17 protein-coding genes are annotated in these 20332 nt (G+C 72.4%); 11 read left to right on the top strand and 6 right to left on the bottom strand.

What is annotated here, in order from left to right:
• Window positions 1–25: 25 nt before the first annotated feature.
• Complete coding sequence (locus ACIRBY_RS08085) at window positions 26–1033, bottom strand: 4-hydroxy-3-methylbut-2-enyl diphosphate reductase (RefSeq protein ID WP_403897700.1); 1008 nt, start codon at window positions 1031–1033, stop codon at window positions 26–28.
• A gap of 86 nt (window positions 1034–1119) precedes the next feature.
• Between ACIRBY_RS08085 and ACIRBY_RS08080 the strand changes: the two genes are divergently transcribed.
• From ACIRBY_RS08080 to ACIRBY_RS08065, 4 genes are all read left to right on the top strand, one after another.
• The gene (locus ACIRBY_RS08080) at window positions 1120–2493 is read left to right on the top strand and encodes an APC family permease (RefSeq protein ID WP_403897697.1); all 1374 of its coding nucleotides are present in this window, start codon (window positions 1120–1122) and stop codon (window positions 2491–2493) included.
• A 33-nt stretch (window positions 2494–2526) separates the two neighbouring features.
• The gene (xseA, locus tag ACIRBY_RS08075; protein WP_403897694.1) at window positions 2527–3768 is read left to right on the top strand and encodes an exodeoxyribonuclease VII large subunit; all 1242 of its coding nucleotides are present in this window, start codon (window positions 2527–2529) and stop codon (window positions 3766–3768) included.
• Between the two features lie 52 nt (window positions 3769–3820).
• Entirely contained in the window at window positions 3821–4060 is a 240-nt protein-coding gene (locus ACIRBY_RS08070; protein ID WP_403897691.1) for an exodeoxyribonuclease VII small subunit, read from the top strand.
• Window positions 4061–4156: 96 nt separating this feature from the next.
• Window positions 4157–4744, top strand: coding sequence for a malonic semialdehyde reductase (locus ACIRBY_RS08065; RefSeq protein ID WP_042815071.1), 588 nt, complete (start codon window positions 4157–4159; stop codon window positions 4742–4744).
• Window positions 4745–4906: 162 nt separating this feature from the next.
• Here the strand turns inward: ACIRBY_RS08065 and ACIRBY_RS08060 are convergent, their stop codons facing one another.
• Window positions 4907–5425, bottom strand: a complete 519-nt coding sequence (locus ACIRBY_RS08060; RefSeq protein WP_403898237.1) for a DUF4245 domain-containing protein — start codon at window positions 5423–5425, stop codon at window positions 4907–4909.
• Between the two features lie 226 nt (window positions 5426–5651).
• Between ACIRBY_RS08060 and glpX the strand changes: the two genes are divergently transcribed.
• Window positions 5652–6683: a class II fructose-bisphosphatase gene (gene glpX / locus ACIRBY_RS08055; protein ID WP_079429574.1), complete on the top strand. Its 1032-nt coding sequence runs from the start codon at window positions 5652–5654 to the stop codon at window positions 6681–6683.
• Between the two features lie 95 nt (window positions 6684–6778).
• Here the strand turns inward: glpX and ACIRBY_RS08050 are convergent, their stop codons facing one another.
• Both ACIRBY_RS08050 and ACIRBY_RS08045 read right to left on the bottom strand, forming a co-directional pair.
• Window positions 6779–7174, bottom strand: a complete 396-nt coding sequence (locus ACIRBY_RS08050; protein WP_403897686.1) for a WhiB family transcriptional regulator — start codon at window positions 7172–7174, stop codon at window positions 6779–6781.
• 143 nt (window positions 7175–7317) lie between these two features.
• The gene (locus tag ACIRBY_RS08045) at window positions 7318–8010 is read right to left on the bottom strand and encodes a DUF1707 domain-containing protein (RefSeq protein WP_403897683.1); all 693 of its coding nucleotides are present in this window, start codon (window positions 8008–8010) and stop codon (window positions 7318–7320) included.
• A gap of 148 nt (window positions 8011–8158) precedes the next feature.
• Here ACIRBY_RS08045 and ACIRBY_RS08040 point away from each other — a divergent pair, with 148 nt between their 5' ends.
• From ACIRBY_RS08040 to ACIRBY_RS08030, 3 genes are all read left to right on the top strand, one after another.
• Entirely contained in the window at window positions 8159–9823 is a 1665-nt protein-coding gene (locus tag ACIRBY_RS08040; protein ID WP_403897679.1) for a fumarate hydratase, read from the top strand.
• A gap of 194 nt (window positions 9824–10017) precedes the next feature.
• Window positions 10018–10626 (top strand): hypothetical protein, encoded by a 609-nt coding sequence (locus tag ACIRBY_RS08035; protein WP_403897676.1) that lies wholly within the window; start codon window positions 10018–10020, stop codon window positions 10624–10626.
• 103 nt (window positions 10627–10729) lie between these two features.
• Entirely contained in the window at window positions 10730–11512 is a 783-nt protein-coding gene (locus ACIRBY_RS08030) for a glycerophosphodiester phosphodiesterase (RefSeq protein WP_403897673.1), read from the top strand.
• 141 nt (window positions 11513–11653) lie between these two features.
• On the opposite strand, the gene ACIRBY_RS08025 is transcribed toward ACIRBY_RS08030, so the two are convergent.
• The gene (locus tag ACIRBY_RS08025; RefSeq protein ID WP_403897670.1) at window positions 11654–13183 is read right to left on the bottom strand and encodes a ricin-type beta-trefoil lectin domain protein; all 1530 of its coding nucleotides are present in this window, start codon (window positions 13181–13183) and stop codon (window positions 11654–11656) included.
• A 108-nt stretch (window positions 13184–13291) separates the two neighbouring features.
• Here ACIRBY_RS08025 and ACIRBY_RS08020 point away from each other — a divergent pair, with 108 nt between their 5' ends.
• From ACIRBY_RS08020 to ACIRBY_RS08010, 3 genes are all read left to right on the top strand, one after another.
• Window positions 13292–14695, top strand: coding sequence for a class II fumarate hydratase (locus tag ACIRBY_RS08020; protein WP_403897666.1), 1404 nt, complete (start codon window positions 13292–13294; stop codon window positions 14693–14695).
• 132 nt (window positions 14696–14827) lie between these two features.
• Window positions 14828–15547, top strand: a complete 720-nt coding sequence (locus ACIRBY_RS08015; RefSeq protein ID WP_403897663.1) for a DUF402 domain-containing protein — start codon at window positions 14828–14830, stop codon at window positions 15545–15547.
• Window positions 15548–15798: 251 nt separating this feature from the next.
• Window positions 15799–17892 carry a SpoIIE family protein phosphatase gene (locus ACIRBY_RS08010; RefSeq protein ID WP_403897660.1) on the top strand — a complete coding sequence of 698 codons (2094 nt, stop codon included), beginning with the start codon at window positions 15799–15801 and terminating at the stop codon, window positions 17890–17892.
• 67 nt (window positions 17893–17959) lie between these two features.
• On the opposite strand, the gene ACIRBY_RS08005 is transcribed toward ACIRBY_RS08010, so the two are convergent.
• Window positions 17960–20257, bottom strand: coding sequence for a transglycosylase domain-containing protein (locus tag ACIRBY_RS08005; protein WP_403897657.1), 2298 nt, complete (start codon window positions 20255–20257; stop codon window positions 17960–17962).
• Between the last annotated feature and the right edge of the window lie 75 nt (window positions 20258–20332).

Here is a 20332-nt window from a genome sequence, read left to right as displayed (position 1 = left end):
CGGTACGAACGCGCCGCCGCGCGGGCTACTCGTCGGAGCCCGCGGCCATCAGTTCGGCCGCCTCGGTGCGCAGGTCGCGGCGCAGTTCCTTGGGCAGCGAGAAGGTGATCGACTCCTCGGCGGTCTTGACGATCTCCACGTCGGCGAAGCCGCGCTCCGCCAGCCACTCCAGGACCTCCTCGACCAGGACCTCCGGCACCGAGGCGCCCGAGGTCAGGCCGACCGTGGTGACGCCCTCCAGCCAGGCCTCGTCGATCTCGGCGGCGAAGTCGACCAGGTGCGCGGCGCGGGCGCCGGCGTCGAGGGCGACCTCGACGAGGCGGATGGAGTTCGAGGAGTTCTTCGAGCCGACGACGACGACCAGGTCGGCCGCGGAGCCCATCGCCTTGACGGCGGCCTGGCGGTTCGAGGTGGCGTAGCAGATGTCGTCGCTGGGCGGGGAGACGAGCAGCGGGAACTTCGTCTTCAGCGCGTCGACCGTCTCCATCGTCTCGTCGACGGAGAGGGTGGTCTGGGAGAGCCAGACGACCTTGGACTCGTCGCGGACCTCGACCTTGGCCACGTCGTCGGGGCCGTCGACGATCGTGATGTGGTCCGGGGCCTCGCCGGAGGTGCCGATGACCTCCTCGTGGCCCTCGTGGCCGATGAGGAGGATGTCGAAGTCCTCGTTGGCGTACCGGATCGCTTCCTTGTGGACCTTGGTGACCAGCGGGCAGGTCGCGTCGATCGTCGCGAGCCGGCCGCGCGCCGCCTCCTCGTGCACCACGGGCGCCACGCCGTGCGCGGAGAACATCACGATGTTGCCCGGCGGGACCTCCTCCGTCTTCTCGACGAAGATGGCGCCCTTCTTCTGCAGCGTCTGGACGACGTACTTGTTGTGCACGATCTCGTGCCGGACGTAGACCGGGGCGCCGTACTGCTCGAGGGCCTTCTCGACGGCGATCACGGCGCGGTCCACGCCCGCGCAGTAGCCGCGCGGGGCGGCGAGCAGGACGCGGCGGGAAGCGGGTGCGGGGGCAGTCATACGCTCCATCGTACGGGGGGCTCCAGGAGGCCGGACGTCCCCCGTCCGGCAGAGACTGGGTCGAACGTCCGTCCCCACGGCCCCCCGGAGGAACGATGGCAGCCGCTGTGGATCCCGGTACGGCCGCGCCCCCGGCGCTGCGCCGGAGCCTGGGCTTCCGCGACCTGGTGGTGTACGGGCTGCTCTTCATCGCGCCCATGGCCCCGGTCGGGGTGTTCGGCACCCTGGACGCGAAGTCGCACGGGGCCGTCGCGCTCGTCTACCTCGCCGCGACCGTCGCGATGGGCCTGACGGCGTTCTCGTACGCGCAGATGGTGCGGGTGGCCCCGCAGGCGGGGTCGGTCTTCACCTACGCCCGCAAGGGGCTGGGCGAGGGGGCGGGGATGGTCGCGGGGTGGATGGCGCTGCTCGACTACCTGCTGATCCCGGCGGTGGCGTACCTGTTCTCGGGGATCGCGATGAACGCGCTGGTGCCGCAGGTCTCGCGGTGGGCGTGGACGGCGCTGGCGGTGGCCGTGACGACCCTGCTGAACCTGTGGGGGGTGCGGGCGGCGGCGCGGGTGGGCTTCGCGGTGCTGGCGATGGAGCTCGTGGTGCTGCTGGTCTTCCTGGTGTCGGCGGTGGCGGTACTGGTGCGGGACGGGGCGCGGCGCGGCTGGCTCTCGCCGCTGGCCGGCGACGGCTCGCTGGACTTCTCGGCGGCGGCCGTGGTGGGGGCGGTGTCGGTGGCGGTGCTGTCGTACCTGGGCTTCGACGCCATCGTCTCGTTCGCGGAGGAGGTGACGGGGGGCGGTGCGCGGGTGGCCCGGGCGGTGCTGTTCTGCCTGGCGCTGACCGGGGTGCTGTTCGTCGCGCAGACCTATCTGGCGGCGCTGCTGGCCCCGTTCTCGGCGGCGGAGCTGGCGGCGGACCCGGCGTTGCAGGGGCCGGCCTTCTACACGGCGGTGGAGGCCTCGGTCGGGGGCTGGCTGCACGACCTGGTGGCGGTGAGCAAGGCGGTGGGGGCGGCGTTCGCGGCGCTGGCCGGGCAGGCGGCGGCCGGGCGGCTGCTGTTCGCGATGGCCCGGGAGCGGCGGCTGCCGGGGGTGCTCGCCCGCACCTGGGGGGGTACGCCGAGGGCGGCGCTGCTGGTGGCGGCGGGAGTGACGCTGGTGGCGGCGGTGTGGGCGGCGCGGCGCGACGACGGGCTCGACCACCTGGTCTCCGTGGTGGACGTCGGGGCGCTGGTGGCGTTCACCCTGCTGCACGCCTCGGTGGTGGGCTGGTTCGTGGTGCGGCGGGCGGAGGGTGCGCCGCGCTGGGGCAGGCACCTGGTGGTTCCGGTGCTGGGCGCGGCCGTGACGGTGGCGGTGATCGTGGAGGCCTCTCCGGCGGCGCAGGCCGTGGGGGCGGTGTGGCTGGCGGTGGGGCTGGGGGTGCTGTTCTTCCAGCGGGGGCGCGCGGGCTCCGACACCCTGCCCGGCGCCTGAGACGCTGTCAGCGTCGGCGGTTAGCCTGCCTGCATGGGTCTGAATACGTCGGCGGAGGCGCCGCTGCCGGTCGGTCAGGTGTCCCGGCTCATCGGGGGCTGGATCGACCGGCTGGGCCAGGTGTGGGTGGAGGGGCAGATCACGCAGCTGTCCCGGCGGCCGGGGGCGGGGGTGGTGTTCCTGACGCTGCGCGACCCGTCGCACGACATCTCGGTCGGCGTCACCTGCTTCCGGCAGGTCTTCGACGAGGTCGCGGACGTGGTCGCGGAGGGTGCGCGGGTCGTCGTCCTGGCGAAGCCGGAGTGGTACGCCCCGCGCGGCCAGCTGTCGCTGCGGGTCACGGAGATCCGGCCCGTCGGCATCGGGGAGCTGCTGGCGCGCCTGGAGCGGCTCAAGCGGTCGCTGGCCTCGGAGGGGCTGTTCGCGCTGGAGCGCAAGAAGCCGCTGCCGTTCCTGCCGCAGCTGATCGGCCTGGTGGTGGGGCGGGCCTCGGCGGCCGAGCGGGACGTGCTGGAGAACGCCCGGCGGCGCTGGCCGGCGGTGCGCTTCGAGGTGCGCAACGTGGCCGTGCAGGGGGTGCACGCGGTGCCCCAGGTGGTGCGGGCGGTCAAGGAGCTGGACGCCCTGGACGAGGTCGACGTGATCATCGTGGCGCGGGGCGGGGGCAGCGTGGAGGACCTGCTGCCGTTCTCCGACGAGGAGGTCGTGCGGACGGTCGCGGCGGCCCGTACGCCGGTGGTCTCGGCGATCGGGCACGAGCCGGACTCCCCGCTGCTGGACCTGGTGGCGGACCTGCGGGCCTCGACGCCGACGGACGCGGCGAAGAAGGTCGTCCCGGACGTCGGCGAGGAACTGGAGCGGGTGCGCCAGCTCCAGGGGCGGGGGCTGCGGGCGCTGCGGGGGCTGCTGGAGCGGGAGGAGCGGGGGCTGGCGCACGCGCTCGCGCGTCCGGTGTTCGTGCATCCGCAGCGGATGGTGGAGACCCGGGAGGACGAGCTGGAGGCCCTGCTGGCCCGCAGCCGGCGCACGCTGGGGCACCTGCTGGACCGGGCGGAGTCGGAGCTGGAGCACACGCGCGCCCGGGTGGTGGCGCTGTCGCCGGCGGCCACGATGGAGCGCGGGTACGCGGTGCTCCAGAGGTCGGACGGGCACGTGGTGCGGGCTCCGGGGGAGGTCGCGCCGGGCGAGGAGCTGCGCGCGCGGGTGGCGGAGGGCGAGTTCGCGGTGACCGTGCTGGAGGCCCGCTCGGGAACCGGTGCAGAGCGTACGGACTGACACGTTCCGGCAACGAAATCGCTGTAACACACATCTACGATGGGACACGGGAATGTCTGAGACCGATACCGCGCTGGGCTACGAGCAGGCCCGCGACGAACTCGTCGAGGTGGTGCGCAGGCTGGAGGCCGGCGGCACCTCGCTGGAGGAGTCGCTCGCGCTCTGGGAGCGCGGCGAGGAGCTGGCCCGGGTCTGCCGCCACTGGCTGGAGGGCGCCCGCGCCCGGCTGGACTCGGCGCTGGCCGCCCGGGAGGCGGCGGACGCGGCCGGCGGGGACGGCCGCGAGGAGTGATCCGGATCACCGCCACGGGCAAGTAGTTGAAATTTCATCTACTTCTGTCCTAAGGTCGGGGTACCGCTTCACCTCCGTACAGAAGAAGGCTTACCGATGTCTCTCGTGCTCGACGCCGCTGCTCAGGACCTGCTGTTCCGCGAGGCCCGCACCGCCAACTCGTTCTCCGACGAGCCGGTGACCGACGAGCAGGTCCAGGCCATCTACGACCTGGTGAAGTACGGCCCGACCGCCTTCAACGCGACCCCGCTGCGCGTGACCCTGGTCCGCTCGGCCGAGGCCCGCGAGCGCCTGGTGAACCTGATGTCGGACGGCAACAAGGCCAAGACCGCCGCCGCCCCGCTGGTCGCGATCCTCTCCGCGGACAACGAGTTCCACGAGGAGTTCGACACCCTCCTGCCGCACTACCCGCAGGTCAAGGGCTTCTTCACCGAGCGTCCGAACCGCGAGCGCTTCGCCGGCATGAACGCCGCGCTGCAGGCCGCGTACTTCATCGTGGGCGTGCGCGCCGCCGGCCTGGCCGCCGGCCCGATGACCGGTGCCGACTTCGAGGGCATCAACAAGGAGTTCCTCGACGGCGACCACTCCGCCCTGATGGTCGTCAACATCGGCAAGCCGGGCGAGGACGCCTTCCACCCCCGCTCGCCGCGCCTGTCCTACGACGAGGTCATCACCACCGTCTGAGCCCCGGCCCGACGGAAACGCGCAGAAGGCCGCCCTCCCCGGTTCCCCCGGGGAGGGCGGCCTTCTCGCGTCGTCCGCCGCGGCAGGCGCGCGGGGGCCTCCCGGCCCCGTCGCGGCCCTGGCGGCCCTGCCGCACGCAGGACCCAGCGGGCCCCTGCCGGCCTACTGGCCCTGCTTGAACTCCAGCGCCGCCGCCATCGCGCCCAGCCGCTCGAAGGAGGCCGTCCCGGTGACCACCGTGACGTAGCCCTGCTCCTGGCGCACCAGCGCGTCGTACTTCTCGCCGTCCCAGCGCTCCCACGCCCGGTCGCCGACCTGCTGGGTCTGCCCGGTGGGCGCGGCCTTCTGGGTGAGCCGGTCCAGGTTCTTCTTCGAGGCGTCCGTGGACTGCTCGACCGCCACGTACTGCTGCTCCGGGTCCAGGAAGCCCAGGTGCCAGGCGTTGGCGTTCTTGCGCTCGAACGTCACCGACGTGGCCCGCCACTGCTCCGGGAGGCCCACGGGGGCCGCCACCGGGTACGGGGCCGCGCGCCGGGCCGTGAGGGTCTCCACCCGGTAGTCGACCGTGCGCGTCGGGTCGGCTTTGTCGTCGTGCGGGATGAAGATGTAGATCCCCGCCACCACGACACCGATCACCGCCAGCGACCGGACCATGTCCCAGACCGTCTGCTTGCCTTTCATACCTGCCACCCCACCATCGTCCCGCATGGCCGACGGCGATCACCGCCGGGGTGGGCGTGGCGGCCCGGGCGGGCGGCCGGCGAGGGGCGCGGCGCGTCCGCTCAGCCGGACGGGATGACCGATAATCCGCTCATACGTGACCCGCTCTGCTCAATATGTCGACGAACCGATAGAGTTTCAGCACCCTCACACTCCCGGCCGTCGTCGTACAGAAAGGTGCGCTCCGATGACCGAGCACAACCTGCCGCCCCAGCTCGAAGTAGCCCCCGACTCGCCCGACCGCAACCTCGCCCTGGAACTCGTACGGGTCACCGAGGCTGCGGCACTCGCCGCGGGCCGGTGGGTCGGCCGTGGCGACAAGATCGGCGCCGACGGCGCCGCGGTCAACGCGATGCGGACCCTGATCTCCACCGTCTCGATGAACGGCGTCGTCGTCATCGGCGAGGGGGAGAAGGACGAAGCCCCGATGCTCTTCAACGGCGAGCACGTCGGTGACGGCACCGGCGCCGAGGTCGACATCGCCGTGGACCCGATCGACGGGACCACCCTGAACGCCAAGGGCATGCCGAACGCCATCGCCGTCCTGGCCGCCGCCGACCGCGGCACGATGTTCGACCCGTCCGCCGTGTTCTACATGGACAAGCTCGTCACCGGTCCCGAGGCCGCCGACTTCGTCGACATCAACGCCCCGGTCTCGGTCAACATCCGCCGGGTCGCCAAGGCCAAGAGCATCGCCCCCGAGGACGTCACGGTCGTCATCCTGGACCGCCCCCGCCACGAGGGCATCGTCAAGGAGATCCGCGAGACCGGCGCCCGGATCAAGTTCATCTCCGACGGCGATGTCGCCGGCTCGGTCATGGCGGTGCGCGAGGGCACCGGCGTGGACCTGCTCATGGGCATCGGCGGCACCCCCGAGGGCATCATCTCGGCCTGCGCCATAAAGTGCCTCGGCGGCACCATCCAGGGCAAGCTCTGGCCGAAGGACGAGGCCGAGCGCCAGAAGGCCATCGACGCGGGCCACGACCTCGACCGCGTCCTGACCACCAACGACCTGGTCTCCGGCGAGAACGTCTTCTTCGTCGCGACCGGCATCACGGACGGCGAGCTGCTGCGCGGCGTCCACTACCGCTCGGAGACCGCGACCACGTCCTCGCTGGTCATGCGCTCCAAGTCGGGCACGATCCGGCAGATCGACTCCACGCACCGCCTGTCGAAGCTGCGCGCCTACAGCGGCATCTCCCTGGGCCGCGCCCAGTAGCGGGACCCGCTGCCGGCGACGGCACGCCCGAGGGGCGGCCCCTGTGCGGGGGGCCGCCCCTCAGTCGTCTCCGGTACGGGCCGGCCCGGTGCGGGTCAGCCCGCCGCGGCGACCGGCCCGGGCGCGCCGGGCAGCAGCTCGGCGGCGCGGCGCCTCCTGCGACCCAGCACCACCCGCCGCTCGGCGGCGGTCAGACCGCCCCAGACGCCGTACGGCTCGGGCTGGAGCAGGGCGTGCTCCCGGCAGGCGACCATCACGGGACAGCGGGCGCAGACCCGCTTGGCGGCCTCCTCGCGGGCCAGCCGGGCCGCGGTCGGCTCCTTGGACGGCGCGAAGAAGAGCCCCGCCTCGTCCCTGCGGCACACCGCCTCCGTGTGCCAGGGCCCGTCCTCCTCTTCCCTCGCCGGCACCCGCGGCCTCGGCACGGCGACCGGGCGCGTCTGAAGACTCTGGAGGGCTGCCTGCAGGGACTGATGCGGCGGATGCGGCACGGTCTACTCCTGACGACGTGTACGCGAGCGAGAGACGATGCACCTGTCCCTACCCGCTGCGCGTGCCCGTATGCACCGGGCGCGGCGTGCCCGCCGAGGATCGTCCGAAACCCAACCACCCGCGGGCGGGCCCGGCGGACGGCTCAGCCGAGCCGCTTGCGCATCTTCTCCGCGAGGTCGACCAGGCGGGCTCCGAGCTTGGCGCGCGCCTCGATGTTGCCGAGCAGGGCGAAGCCGCGGACGATCACGATCGGTGCCCGGGGGTCGGCGGTCGCGCCCTCGCCGTGCACCTCGAAGTTGCCGAGGACCCCGCTGCCGTAGCCGCGCAGGGTGACGTTCTCCGGGACCAGGACCTCGACGTTGCCGAGGACCGAGACCACGTTGAACTCGGTGACCTGCTGCTCGAAGACGGCCTCGGTGAGGTCGATGGTGATGTCGCCCATGACGGAGACGGCGCGGGTGTGCGCGCCGGGACGCCAGCGGCCCTTGCGGGCGGAGCTGCTGCACACGGCCACCACCGACTCGACCGGGCCGACGCCCGGCGCGGAGGGGACCGGAGCGGCGGACCGGTGCGCGGCGGCAGCGGCGGCGGCTCCGGCCGGCAGGTCCTGTACGAGCACCTCCAGCTCCCCCACCGTCTTGACCGCGTAGAGGGTGTCCAGGCGCTCGGAGTGCTCCTCGGCGGTCAGCCGGCCCTCCGCGAGGGCGTCGGAGAGGATCTGCGCGGTCCGGTCACGGTCGGCGTCGGAGGCGCGCAGCCCGCCGGCGGCCGGGGCGGCGGGCGCCCCTGGAGCGGGCGCGGGGGCAGGGGCGGCGGGGTGCTTTTCCAGGTCCACGACGGCCAGCATAGCGAGACACGATAGATCGCGATACTGGTCGGTGAGCCTTACCTCACAGACGAGGCCGCGCCGGGAGGTTCTACGCTGGATAGCCGCGCTGCCAAATCGGGCGTCAGCGCTGTCTGCCGAGTGAGGATTGGCCACCATGCCGGAGTTCGCGTACACCGACCTGCTGCCCTTGGGCGAGGACACCACCCCCTACCGGCTGGTGACCTCCGAGGGCGTCTCGACCTTCGAGGCCGACGGGCGTACGTTCCTCAAGGTCGAGCCGGAGGCGCTGCGCAAGCTCGCCGAGGAGGCCGTCCACGACATCCAGCACTTCCTGCGCCCCGCGCACCTGGCCCAGCTGCGCCGCATCATCGACGACCCGGAGGCGAGCGCGAACGACAAGTTCGTCGCCCTCGACCTGCTCAAGAACGCCAACATCGCGGCGGCCGGCGTGCTGCCGATGTGCCAGGACACGGGCACGGCGATCGTCATGGGCAAGCGCGGCCAGAACGTCCTCACCGAGGGCGGCGACGAGGCGGCCCTCTCCCGCGGCATCTACGACGCCTACACCCGGCTGAACCTGCGCTACTCGCAGATGGCCCCGCTGACCATGTGGGAGGAGAAGAACACCGGATCGAACCTGCCCGCGCAGATCGAGCTCTACGCGACCGACGGCGGCGCGTACAAGTTCCTCTTCATGGCCAAGGGCGGCGGCTCGGCCAACAAGTCCTTCCTCTACCAGGAGACCAAGGCGGTCCTCAACGAGGCCTCCATGATGAAGTTCCTGGAGGAGAAGATCCGCTCGCTCGGCACGGCCGCCTGCCCGCCGTACCACCTGGCGATCGTCGTCGGCGGCACCTCCGCCGAGCACGCGCTCAAGACCGCCAAGTACGCCTCCGCCCACTACCTGGACGAGCTCCCCCGCGAGGGCTCCGCGCTCGGCCACGGCTTCCGCGACGAGGCCCTGGAGCAGCAGGTCTTCGAGCTGACCCAGAAGATCGGCATCGGCGCCCAGTTCGGCGGCAAGTACTTCTGCCACGACGTCCGCGTCGTCCGCCTCCCGCGCCACGGCGCCTCCCTCCCGGTCGCCATCGCGGTGTCCTGCTCCGCCGACCGCCAGGCCGTCGCGAAGATCACCGCCGAGGGCGTCTTCCTGGAGCAGCTGGAGACCGACCCGGCGCGCTTCCTGCCGGAGACCACGGACGAGCACCTGGACGAGACGGCCGACGTGGTCCGCATCGACCTGAACCAGCCGATGGACGACATCCTGGCGACGCTCACCGAGCACCCGGTCAAGACCCGCCTGAGCCTGACCGGACCCCTGGTCGTGGCCCGCGACATCGCGCACGCCAAGATCAAGGAGCGGCTGGACGCGGGCGAGGGCATGCCGCAGTACCTCAAGGACCACCCGGTGTACTACGCCGGCCCGGCCAAGACCCCCGAGGGCTACGCCTCCGGCTCCTTCGGCCCGACCACGGCCGGCCGCATGGACTCCTACGTCGAGCAGTTCCAGGCGGCGGGCGGCTCCAAGGTCATGCTGGCCAAGGGCAACCGCTCGCAGCAGGTGACCGACGCGTGCGGCGCGCACGGCGGCTTCTACCTGGGCTCCATCGGCGGCCCGGCGGCCCGCCTGGCGCAGGACTGCATCAAGAAGGTCGAGGTCCTGGAGTACGAGGAGCTCGGCATGGAGGCGGTCTGGAAGATCGAGGTCGAGGACTTCCCGGCGTTCATCGTCGTGGACGACAAGGGCAACGACTTCTTCCAGAACCCGGCCCCGGAGCCCACGTTCACCCACATCCCGGTCCGCGGCCCGGGCCTGTAGCAACGAGAAGGGCCCGCACCGGGCGGTGCGGGCCCTTCGCCGTCACGTGCCGTAGACCGGTGTGCCGAGGCCCCCTCCCCCGTGTGGGGGAGGGGGCCTCTCGGATGTCGGTCCGGCGGTAGACGTCCTGGCCAGGGGGTTCCGGCGAGGCTGTTCGCGTCAGCGGGACAGCCTCTTCGAAACGGGAGTCCACCATGAAGAACCGTACGCGCGCCCTCGCCCTGGCCGGCTCCGCCGCCCTCGTCGCGACGCTGGTCGCCGCCGCTCCGGCGCCCGCGAACCCCACCGCGCACAAGCCCGCCTCGGTGCACGGAGGCGGGAAGGTCGCCTTCCCGTACGTGCCCGAGGAGCACGACATCCGCTTCACGGTCGACGCGGAACAGGTCCCCTGGAGCCGGCCTTTCCAGGGCGAGGGCGGGGAGCAGGGCATGCCGGTGGACGCGCGCGGCAAGGTGACGGTCTACCACGCCATGCCCGACCGGAACTTCACCGGCGTCGCCGAGGCGGAAGTGGACTGCCTGGTCACCGCCGGGAAGACGGCGACGATCACCGCGGTGGTGACCTCCTCGAACGTCGGCTGGGAGGGCAAGCGGATCGGCATCAGCGTCCAGGACGGCGAGCACGGCGCCCCGGACCGCGTCGGCTTCTCGTGGGGCATCGCCAACGTGGACGTGAAGCCCGACGGCTCGGCGTCCGAACCGCGCGTGGGCACCTGCATGGCCCCGGCCCCCTTCACGGAGGTGGTCGAGGGCGGCTTCAAGGTCACCCCGGCGCCCCTGGCCCCGCGCCCCGCGAAGCCGTGACGGCGTGCCGGGCGTGACCGGGCGTGACCGGGCCCGCGCCGGGTTAACGTCGGGGTCACAGGCCCGCACCTGGCCGTTCATCCCGGTTCGCAAGGATTCCCGCATGGCACCGACGACGTCGTCCCCCCGTACCACCCGCACCGCCCGCGCCGTCCGCGTGGTCGCGCACCGGGGGGCCTCACACGAGCACCCGGAGCACACCATCGAGGCCTACCGGCAGGCCATCGCCGACGGGGCCGACGCCCTGGAGTGCGACGTACGGCTCAGCGCCGACGGGCGGCTGGTGTGCGTGCACGACCGGACGGTGGAGCGGACCTCCGACGGGCGCGGGGTGGTCTCGGAGCTGACGTACGAGGAGCTGGCCGCGTTCGACTTCGGCGGCTGGAAGGGCGAGGCGCACCGGGGTGCGCGGGTGCTGCTCTTCGAGGACCTGCTCAAGGAGGCCCTGGCGGCGGACCGGCCGGTCGGGCTGGCCGTGGAGACCAAGCACCCCACCCGGGCCGGGGGCCGCCTGGAGGCCGAGCTCGTGCGGGTGCTGAGGGAGCACGGGCTCGTGGACGGGTCCGACGGCCGGGTCGAGGTGATGAGCTTCTCCCGCACGGCGCTGGCCCGGCTGCACCGGCTGGCGCCCGGGCTGCCCGCCGTCCACCTGATCGAGCGGCGGCTGCGCGCCCCGCGGCCGCCCTTCGCGGGGCACGCCGGTCCGGGGATCGACCTGGTGCGCAAGGACCCGGGGCTGGTGGGGCGGCTGAAGGCCAAGGGGCTGCGGGTGCGGGTGTGGACCGTGGACGAGCCCGCGGACGTGGAGCTGTGCGTCCGGCTCGGGGTGGAGACGATCATCACCAACCGGCCCCGCGAGGTGCGCGAGCAGCTCGCGGCGCTCTGAGCGGGGCCGCGGACCACCGGGGGCGACCACCGGGGCCGCGGACGTGCGTTCGGTACCTGCCGTTGCGGACAGGGAACACCCGGCCGGGAAGGTCCGGCCGGGTGTGGGGGGTCCGGTGGCGGTGAGGGGTCGGGGCCGGGGCTACGCGAAGCGCTGGCTCGCCGATCCGTTGCAGGGCTGCAGGCGCAGCTGCTCGTGGGCGGCGGCGACGGTCAGGCACATGCCGGGGGCGGCGGCGGGGCGCAGGGTGGCTCCGTCGCGGACGAACTGCTGGTTGGCGCCGCCGTGGCAGTTCCAGAGGATCAGGCCGGTGCCGGCCCGGTAGTCGGCGCCGGTGACGTCGAGGCAGCGGTCCTGGCTGAGTTCGACGTGGACGGACTTGTTCGCGGCGTCGTACCACCAGCCCTGGTTGCGTCCGCCGTGGCAGTCCCAGCCGACCACCTTGGTGTCGTTCGCGCTGGAGCCGCCGAAGGAGTCGAGGCAGTTGCCGGTGGCCTCGTTCTTGAGGGGCTTGTAGAGGTCGTCCCAGGCTCCGGCCTGGAGGACCGGGGTGCCGGTGCCGGCGGGGTCGGCGCAGGAGGCCTCGCGCAGCCCGGAGGCGTAGAGCTGGGTGAGGCAGGACGCGAAGGCGCCGTGGCCGCGGTAGTTGGGGTGGAAGGACTGGCGGGCGGTGTTCTCGTCCCAGGGGAAGTGGTCCCCGAGGTCGAGGTAGAGGCCGCGGGCCCAGGTGTCCTCCATGCAGACCTCGTGGCCGTGGAAGAGCCGCGAGTTGTCCAGGTAGGTGGCGCCGGCGGCGAGGGCGGCGGCGCGCATGCCCTTCTCGAAGGCGGGGACGGCGTAGTTGCGGCCCCAGGCGGCGTCGGAGTCGTAGCCGGCGCAGCCTCCGGGGAGCTTGCCGGGGAAGTTCGGGTTGTCGTTGAAGTCGGGGCCGATGGGGCTCGGGTAGCCCATCACGACGAGCTTGTAGTCGGAGTCGGCGTAGCCGGCGTCGCGCATGACGGTCTTGAGGTCGCCGATGGTGGCCTCGACCTTGGGGCGCAGCCCGTCGACGCGGGCCTGCCAGCCGGGCCCGTACTTGGGTTCGCAGGTGCCCTGGCTGAGCACCCAGCGGGTGACGCAGTCGGTCATGACGGGACCGAACTGGAGGTCGTCGTTGGCGCCGGCGACCAGCAGCACCATCTTGATCTTCGTGTTGCGGGCCTTGACGGCCAGGTTGTCGCTCTGCACCAGCTCGTCGGCGTACTGCTTGCTGCCGCCGATGCGGATGTTTCCGGTGTAGCCGCCGGAGCAGGCGACGTTGAAGGTCAGGTCGGCCGGGATGCCGGTGCGGTGGATCGCGGAGTCCGGCGAGCGGTGGCACTGGTTGGCGGGGGTGTTGGTGGCGGGGTCGTAGTTGCCGACGCCCTCGCCGGAGATCTCGCTGTCGCCGAGGGAGATGAGCCCGGTCTTGCGCTCGGCGACGGGGCGGATCGCCGGGTCCCCGTAGATCTTGGTGGCCTCGGCGGCGCGGATGGCTTCGAGTTCCGGTGGGAGGGGCGTGATCGAGCCGGATGCGGCGGGTGCCGCTTCGGCCACGGGGGTGACGGCGGAGACGCCCCCGAGGGCGGCCGCGATCGCCGCGACCGCGGCGAATGTACATCTGAGCCTGGGTTTCGCTTGAGAACGAGCCATGTACTGCCTCCCCGATAGCGGTGTTACCCCCGGTATTTACTGGCCGGTAGGGGAGATGGGAACAGTCTGAACAAGACAATTGCTCAACTTTCTGAGGAGGATGTGGAGATGACCGACGATCAGCAGTCAGCGGAGTTCCGGACCGAGCACGACTCCATGGGCGAGGTACGGGTGCCCGCGCACGCCAGATGGCGCGCCCAGACCCAGCGCGCCGTGGAGAACTTCCCGCTCTCCGGGCAGCGCCTCGAACGCGCCCACATCGAGGCCCTGGCCCGGATCAAGGCGGCCGCCGCCCTGGTCAACGCGGAGCTCGGGGTGCTGGACGAGGAGACCTCGGACGCCATCCGGTCCGCCGCGGCCGAGGTCGCCGAGGGCCGCTGGGACGAGCACTTCCCGGTCGACGTCTTCCAGACCGGCTCCGGGACCTCGTCCAACATGAACGCCAACGAGGTGATCGCCACCCTGGCCACCGAGCGGCTCGGGCGCGAGGTCCACCCCAACGACCACGTCAACGCCTCGCAGAGCTCCAACGACGTCTTCCCCTCGTCCATCCACATCGCCGCCACCGCCGCCGTCTCCCACGACCTGGTCCCGGCCCTGCGCCACCTGGAGCTGGCCCTGGAGCGCAAGGCCGCCGAGTTCGCCGAGGTGGTCAAGTCCGGGCGCACGCACCTGATGGACGCCACCCCGGTCACCCTGGGCCAGGAGTTCGGCGGGTACGCCGCCCAGGTCCGCTACGGCATCGAGCGCCTGCACGCCGCCCTGCCGAGGCTGGCCGAGCTGCCGCTGGGCGGTACCGCCGTCGGCACCGGGATCAACACCCCGCCCGGGTTCTCGGCGGCCGTGATCGCCGAGGTGGCGCGGGCCACCGGGCTGCCGCTGACCGAGGCCCGCGACCACTTCGAGGCCCAGGGCGCGCGGGACGCGCTGGTGGAGACCTCGGGGATGCTGCGCACGATCGCCGTCTCGCTCACCAAGATCTGCAACGACCTGCGCTGGATGGCCTCCGGGCCGCGCACCGGATTGGCCGAAATCAATCTGCCGGATCTCCAGCCGGGGTCCTCGATCATGCCCGGGAAGGTCAATCCGGTCGTCCCCGAGGCCCTCCTGATGATCGCCGCGCAGGTGACGGGCAACGACACGGCGGTCGCCGTGGCGGGCGCGGCCGGCAACTTCGAGCTCAACGTGATGCTCCCGGTCATGGCCCGCAACCTCCTGGAGTCGATCCGCCTGCTGGCCAACGGGAGCCGCCTGCTGGCCGACCGCACCGTGGACGGGATCACCGCCAACGCCGAGCGGGCCAGGGAGTACGCCGAGTCCTCGCCCTCCGTGGTGACCCCGCTGAACCGCTACATCGGCTACGAGGAGGCCGCCAAGGTCGCCAAGCGCTCGCTCGCCGAGCGCAAGACCATCCGGGAGGTCGTCCTGGAGTCCGGCTACGTCGACCGGGGCGCGCTGACGCTCCGGCAGCTGGACGAGGCGCTGGACGTCCTGCGCATGACCCGCCCCTGACCCGCCCCTGACCCGCGCCGGACCCGCGCCCGGCCTTCCCGGCAGGGGCCGGATCCGGTCGTTCGCATCCCCCGGGCCCCTCCGTGACCTGCACCGCAGCGTCCCGGAGGGGTGCCGCCCTAAGATCTGCGCATGACAGGTGATTTCAGGCCCGGGAGCGACGCGGCGCACCCCGCGGCGGCGGGCGCGGCGGACGGCGTGCGCTGGGCGCCCGGCGACCGGATCCTCTGGCGCTACCTCGGCCAGGAGCCCGGACTGGAGGGCCGGGTGCACATCGCCCGCCCGGTGACCGTGGTCCAGGACACCGACGAGCTGCTCGCGGCCTGGATGGCGCCGGGCACCGAATGCGTCAAGCCGGTGCTCGCCGACGGCACCTCCGTGCACGAGGAGCCCCTCGCCACCCGCTACACCGCCGTGCGCACCACCCAGCGGGCACGCTGGTTCGGCACCGGGGTGCTCAAGCTGGTCCGGCCCGGGGAGCCCTGGTCCGTATGGCTGTTCTGGGACCACGGCTGGGTGTTCAGGAACTGGTACGTGAACCTGGAGGAGCCGCAGACCCGCTGGGCGGGCGGGGTGGACTCGGTGGACCACTTCCTGGACATCGCCGTCCACCCGGACCGCGGCTGGAAGTGGCTGGACGAGGACGAGTTCGCACAGGCGCGGCGGATCGGGCTGGTCGGCCCGGAACGGGCGCGGCGCGTGGAGGAGGCGGGCCGTGCGGCACTGGAGGTCGTCAAGGCCTGGGGGCCTCCGTTCTGCGACGGCTGGGAGGACTGGAGGCCCGATCCGGCCTGGGAAGTTCCGGTTCTGCCCGAGGACTGGGACCGCACCCCGGCGCATATGACGTCATGAGACCCTTGATGCGCCCCCGGGGTTCAAACGTAGGATCGTCCTCCGCCGGTCGTACGCGGGGGGCCATCCCGGTCCCGCTCCCGTAAATGACCTGCGGCGACCGGGACTTGACCGGAGGTCGACGCGGCGGAAAGGTAACGAGCGGGACGCGGAACCCGGGGGTGGTGGTGCCCCCGCCGCTGAGCGGGTATACCGCGACTGACCGAGTTGAGTGCAGCGCACATCGAGCGCAAACGGACGGAATTCCACGCGTGACGGAGTACCCCACCTCCCAGGAGGGCCCGCAGCCCACCGTCGCCCCCGGCGGAGGTACGGACGAGCTCGGCCACGGCAAGGCCCCCATCGCGGCCGCCGAGGCCGTACGCACGCATGCCGACTTCCCGCGCCCGCGCGGCACCGCCGGCGAGGGCTCCTCCGGCCACGGCCCCGCGGACTCGGACCCCGAGGGCGCGCGGTCGCGGGACGGCGGGGCCGCCCGCAACGCGGGCCGGGCCGACGAGGCCGCCGCCGCGGCCGGGACGCAGGCGCCGCCGGGACCGGGCGCGGGCGGCCCGGGCCACGGCCCCGCCGAGGCGGGCGCGGCCCGGCGCGAGGGCGACCGGCTGCGGTTCGTCGGCGCGGCCACGCGCCGGATCGCCCGCGGCATCGACCTCGACGAGATCGTGCTCGGCCTGTGCCGGGCGACCGTTCCCACCTTCTCCGACGCGATCCTCGTCTACCTGCGCGACCCGCTGCCCGTCGGCGACGAGCGGCCCGTCGGCCCGGTCGTTTTAAGGCTGCGCCGCACCGACCGGCTCCGCCCGATCGACGATCTGGGCCTGGCCGACGGCGGCGAGGCCGCCGGAGCCGCGGGGGGCGCCGGCGAACTCGACTTCAGCCAGCTGCCGCTGGTGGGCCCGCAGGGCGACCTGCCCGCGGCGGAGCTGTGCGAGATCCGGCCCGGAGGGGCCCTCGCCGAGGTGCTGCGCGGCGTACGGCCCGTGTTCGGGTCGGCCCGCGGCGCCCGCGACGCGCTGCCCGAGCTGCTGGGCGCCGAGCATCCGGTGCCGCGCGGCCAGCGGGCCATCCTCGCCCCGCTGAGGGGCCGCCGGCGCGTGATCGGCGCGGCGGTGTTCCTGCGCACCCCGGACCGGGACGCCTTCGAACAGAACGACCTGCTCGTCGCCGCCCAGCTGGCCACGCACACCGCGCTCGGGATCGACAAGGCCGTCCTCTACGGCCGCGAGGCCTACATCGCCGACGAGCTCCAGCGCACGATGCTGCCCGACGGCCTGCCCCAGCCCACCGGCGTGCGGCTGGCCTCGCGCTACCTGCCCGCCGCCGAGACGGCCCGGGTGGGCGGCGACTGGTACGACGCCATACCGCTGCCCGGCAGCCGGGTCGCGCTGGTCGTCGGCGACGTCATGGGCCACTCCATGACCTCCGCCGCGATCATGGGCCAGCTGCGCACCACCGCGCAGACCCTGGCCCAGCTGGACCTGCCCCCGGCCGAGGTGCTGCACCACCTGGACGAGCAGGCCCAGCGGCTCGGCTCCGACCGGATGGCCACCTGCCTGTACGCGGTCTACGACCCGGTCTCGCACCGGATCACCATCGCCAACGCCGGCCACCCGCCGCCGGTCCTGCTGCACCTGGGCGGCCGCGCCGAGGTGCTGCGCGTCCCGCCGGGCGCCCCCATCGGGGTCGGCGGGGTGGACTTCGAGGCCGTGGAGCTGGACGCCCCGGCCGGGGCCACGCTGCTGCTGTACACCGACGGGCTGGTGGAGTCCCGGCTGCGGGACGTGTGGACGGGCATCGACCAGCTGCGCGAACGGCTCGCCACCACCGCGCAGCTGACCGGGCTGGACCACTCGCCGCCGCTGGAGGCCCTCTGCGACGACGTGCTGGACATGCTCGGCCCGGGCGACCGGGACGACGACATCGCCCTGCTCGCGGCCCGCTTCGAGGGGATCGCGCCCAGCGACGTGGCGTACTGGTTCCTGGACCCGGAGGAGACCGCTCCGGGCCGGGCCCGCCGGTTCGCCCGGCGCGCCCTGGCCCGCTGGGGGCTGGAGGAGCTGAGCGACTCGCTGGAGCTGCTGGTCAGCGAGGTGGTCACGAACGCCGTCCGGTACGCCGAACGGCCCGTGACCCTGCGTCTGCTGCGTACGGACGTGCTGCGCTGCGAGGTCGGCGACGACTCCCCGCAGCTGCCGCGCCAGCGCCGGGCGCGGGAGACCGACGAGGGCGGGCGCGGCCTGTTCCTGGTCAACCGCATGGCGCGGCGCTGGGGCGCGACCCGGCTGAGCAGCGGCAAGGTGGTCTGGTTCGAGCTGTCCCTGCCGGGGGCGCACGACCGGCGCTGAGCCCGAGGGCGTACAGAACACCGCCGCCCCGCAGCGTTCTCGCTGCGGGGCGGCGGTGTTCTCGTGCCTACTGCAACAGGTCCGGGCCGGGCGCCGGCGGCGACGGCTTCTTCGTCGGCGGCTGCGGGTCGCCCGTCGGCGGCGTCGGGCCCTTCGTCGGCGGCGTCGGGTTCTTCGACGACGAGGACGGGTCCGGCTTGCCGGTGCCACTGCCCGAGGGGTCCGGGGTGCCCGTCGGGCGGGTGCCGGAGCTGGACGGCGTCGGGCTGACGGAGCCGGAGGGGCCGCTGGAGGGGACGGCGGTGCGGGTCGGGCCGACCGGGGTGCCCATCTTCGCGTCCGACAGGTCGAACTCGCCCGTGTTGACGCCCTTGAGCACGGCCGTGGTGTACGCCTGCCAGATCTGCGCGGGGAAGCTGGAACCGCCCGCACGGCCCTTGCCGGCCGTACCGGTCAGGGTGACCTGGCCGTGCGAGTTCGGGTCCTCGCCGAACATCGCGACGACGGTGACGAGCTCCGGGGTGTAGCCGGTGAACCAGGCGGCCACGTTGGACTCGGTGGTACCGGTCTTGCCCGCGGCCTGGTAGGCGTCGCTGCGGACGGCCTTGCCGGAGCCGTCCTGGACCACGCCGGTCAGGACCTTGGTGACGGTGTCGGCGGTCTCGCGCTTGAGGACCTGGGCACCGATGGGGCTGACCGGCTTGTACTGGGCGTCGACGTGGTCGGCGCTCTTGACGATGGTCGGGGTGACCCTCTTGCCGTGGTTGCCGAAGGTGGCGTAGACGCCGGCCATCTCGACGGTGTTGGCGCTCATGGTGCCGAGCGACATGGCGGGCTTGTCGGCCGGCCAGCCCTCGCGGTCGCGCATGCCGAGGGAGATGGCGGTCTTCTTCACCTCCTGCGGCTTGGCGTCCACGATCATCTGCGCGTACACCGAGTTCACGGAGGAGTTGGTGGCCTCCTGGACCGTGAGCATCGGGTCGCCGTAGTTGATGTCGTCCTGGTTCTGCGGGGCGAAGGGCGTGTCACTGCCGACCACGGGGCGCTTGCTGGTGCCGTCGTAGAGGGCGTTCGGGGTGATCGGACGGCCGTCCTGGGTCTTCGCCCCGGTCTCCAGGGCGGTGGCCAGCACGATCGGCTTGAAGGTGGAGCCCGGCTGGTAGTCGGTGCGCAGGGCGTTGCTCTCGGCCTTCTCGGTCAGGCCCACGCCTCCGTACATGGCGACGATGTTGCCCGTCTTGGCGTCCACGGAGGTGGCACCGGCCTGGACGCTCTGGTCCTGGGGGCGGTCCTTGACGTTCTTGCGGTCGAGCTTGGACTCCAGCTCCTCGTCGACGGCCTTCTCCAGCGCGGCCTGCTTCTTCTTGTCGATGTTGAGGGTGATCGTCCAGCCGCCGGCCGCGATGTCGGCCTCCTTGATGCCCTGGCGGCTCATCTCCGCCCTGGCGGCCTGCATCAGGTAGCCCTTCTGGCCGTCCATGCCGGGCTGCGGCTTGGGCTTGATGGGCTCCTGGAACTTCAGGGTGTCGCGCTTGGCCTTGTCGAGCTTGCCCATCTCGACCATGTTGTCGAGGACGGCGTTGAAGCGGATCAGGGCCAGCTTCTTGCCGTTGGGGCCCGCGGTGGCCCAGTCGTACTGGCTGGGCGCCTGGATGACGGCGGCCAGGTAGGCGCCCTGCTCCAGGGTGAGCTTGTTGGAGTCCACGCCGTAGTAGGCCTGGGCTGCGGCCTGGATGCCGTAGGCGTTGCGTCCGTAGAAGTTGGTGTTCAGGTAGCCGGCGAGGATGTCGTCCTTCTCCATGCGCTGGTCGACCTTGAGCGAGATCACCATTTCGCGGAGCTTGCGGGTCGCCGACTGGTCCTGGGTCAGGTAGTAGTTCTTGACGTACTGCTGGGTGATCGTCGAACCGCCGGCCGTGCCCTTGCCGCGGAGGGTGTTGAAGACACCGCGGGCCACACCCACGAAGTCGACGCCCCGGTCCTTGTAGAAGGTCTTGTTCTCGATCGCGATGAAGGCCGTCCGGACGTCCTCCGGGATCTTGTCGATCGAGACGATCTCGCGGTTCATCTTGCCCGTACGGGCCATGACCGAGCCGTCGGCCCACTTGTAGGTGTTGCTCTGGAGGACCGCCGTCTTGTTCGGGTCGGTCGGCTCGTCCACGGAGAAGTAGAGGGCGACCGCGCCGGCTATGAGGAGCAGGATCCCGCCGAGGAAGGTCCCGAGGATCGTCTTCCAGGTGAAGAAGCGACGTATGCCGCTGCGCTTCTTCCCGGTCGGCTTGCCCGCGCGCCCGGCGGCACGCCCGGTCGGCGCCTTCCGCCCACCGCGCTGCTGCTGCGCCCGTCGCGCATCTGCTCGGCCCATCGCTCCCGCTCCGCTCGATTACCCCCCCGACGTCAGCTCAGAAAACTAACACCGCAGGCTGTGACAAAGGTTGAC

The sequence above is a fragment of the Streptomyces sp. NPDC096136 genome (assembly GCF_044763325.1).
Taxonomy (GTDB): domain Bacteria; phylum Actinomycetota; class Actinomycetes; order Streptomycetales; family Streptomycetaceae; genus Streptomyces.
This window is presented reverse-complemented; position numbering and strand designations above follow the sequence as displayed.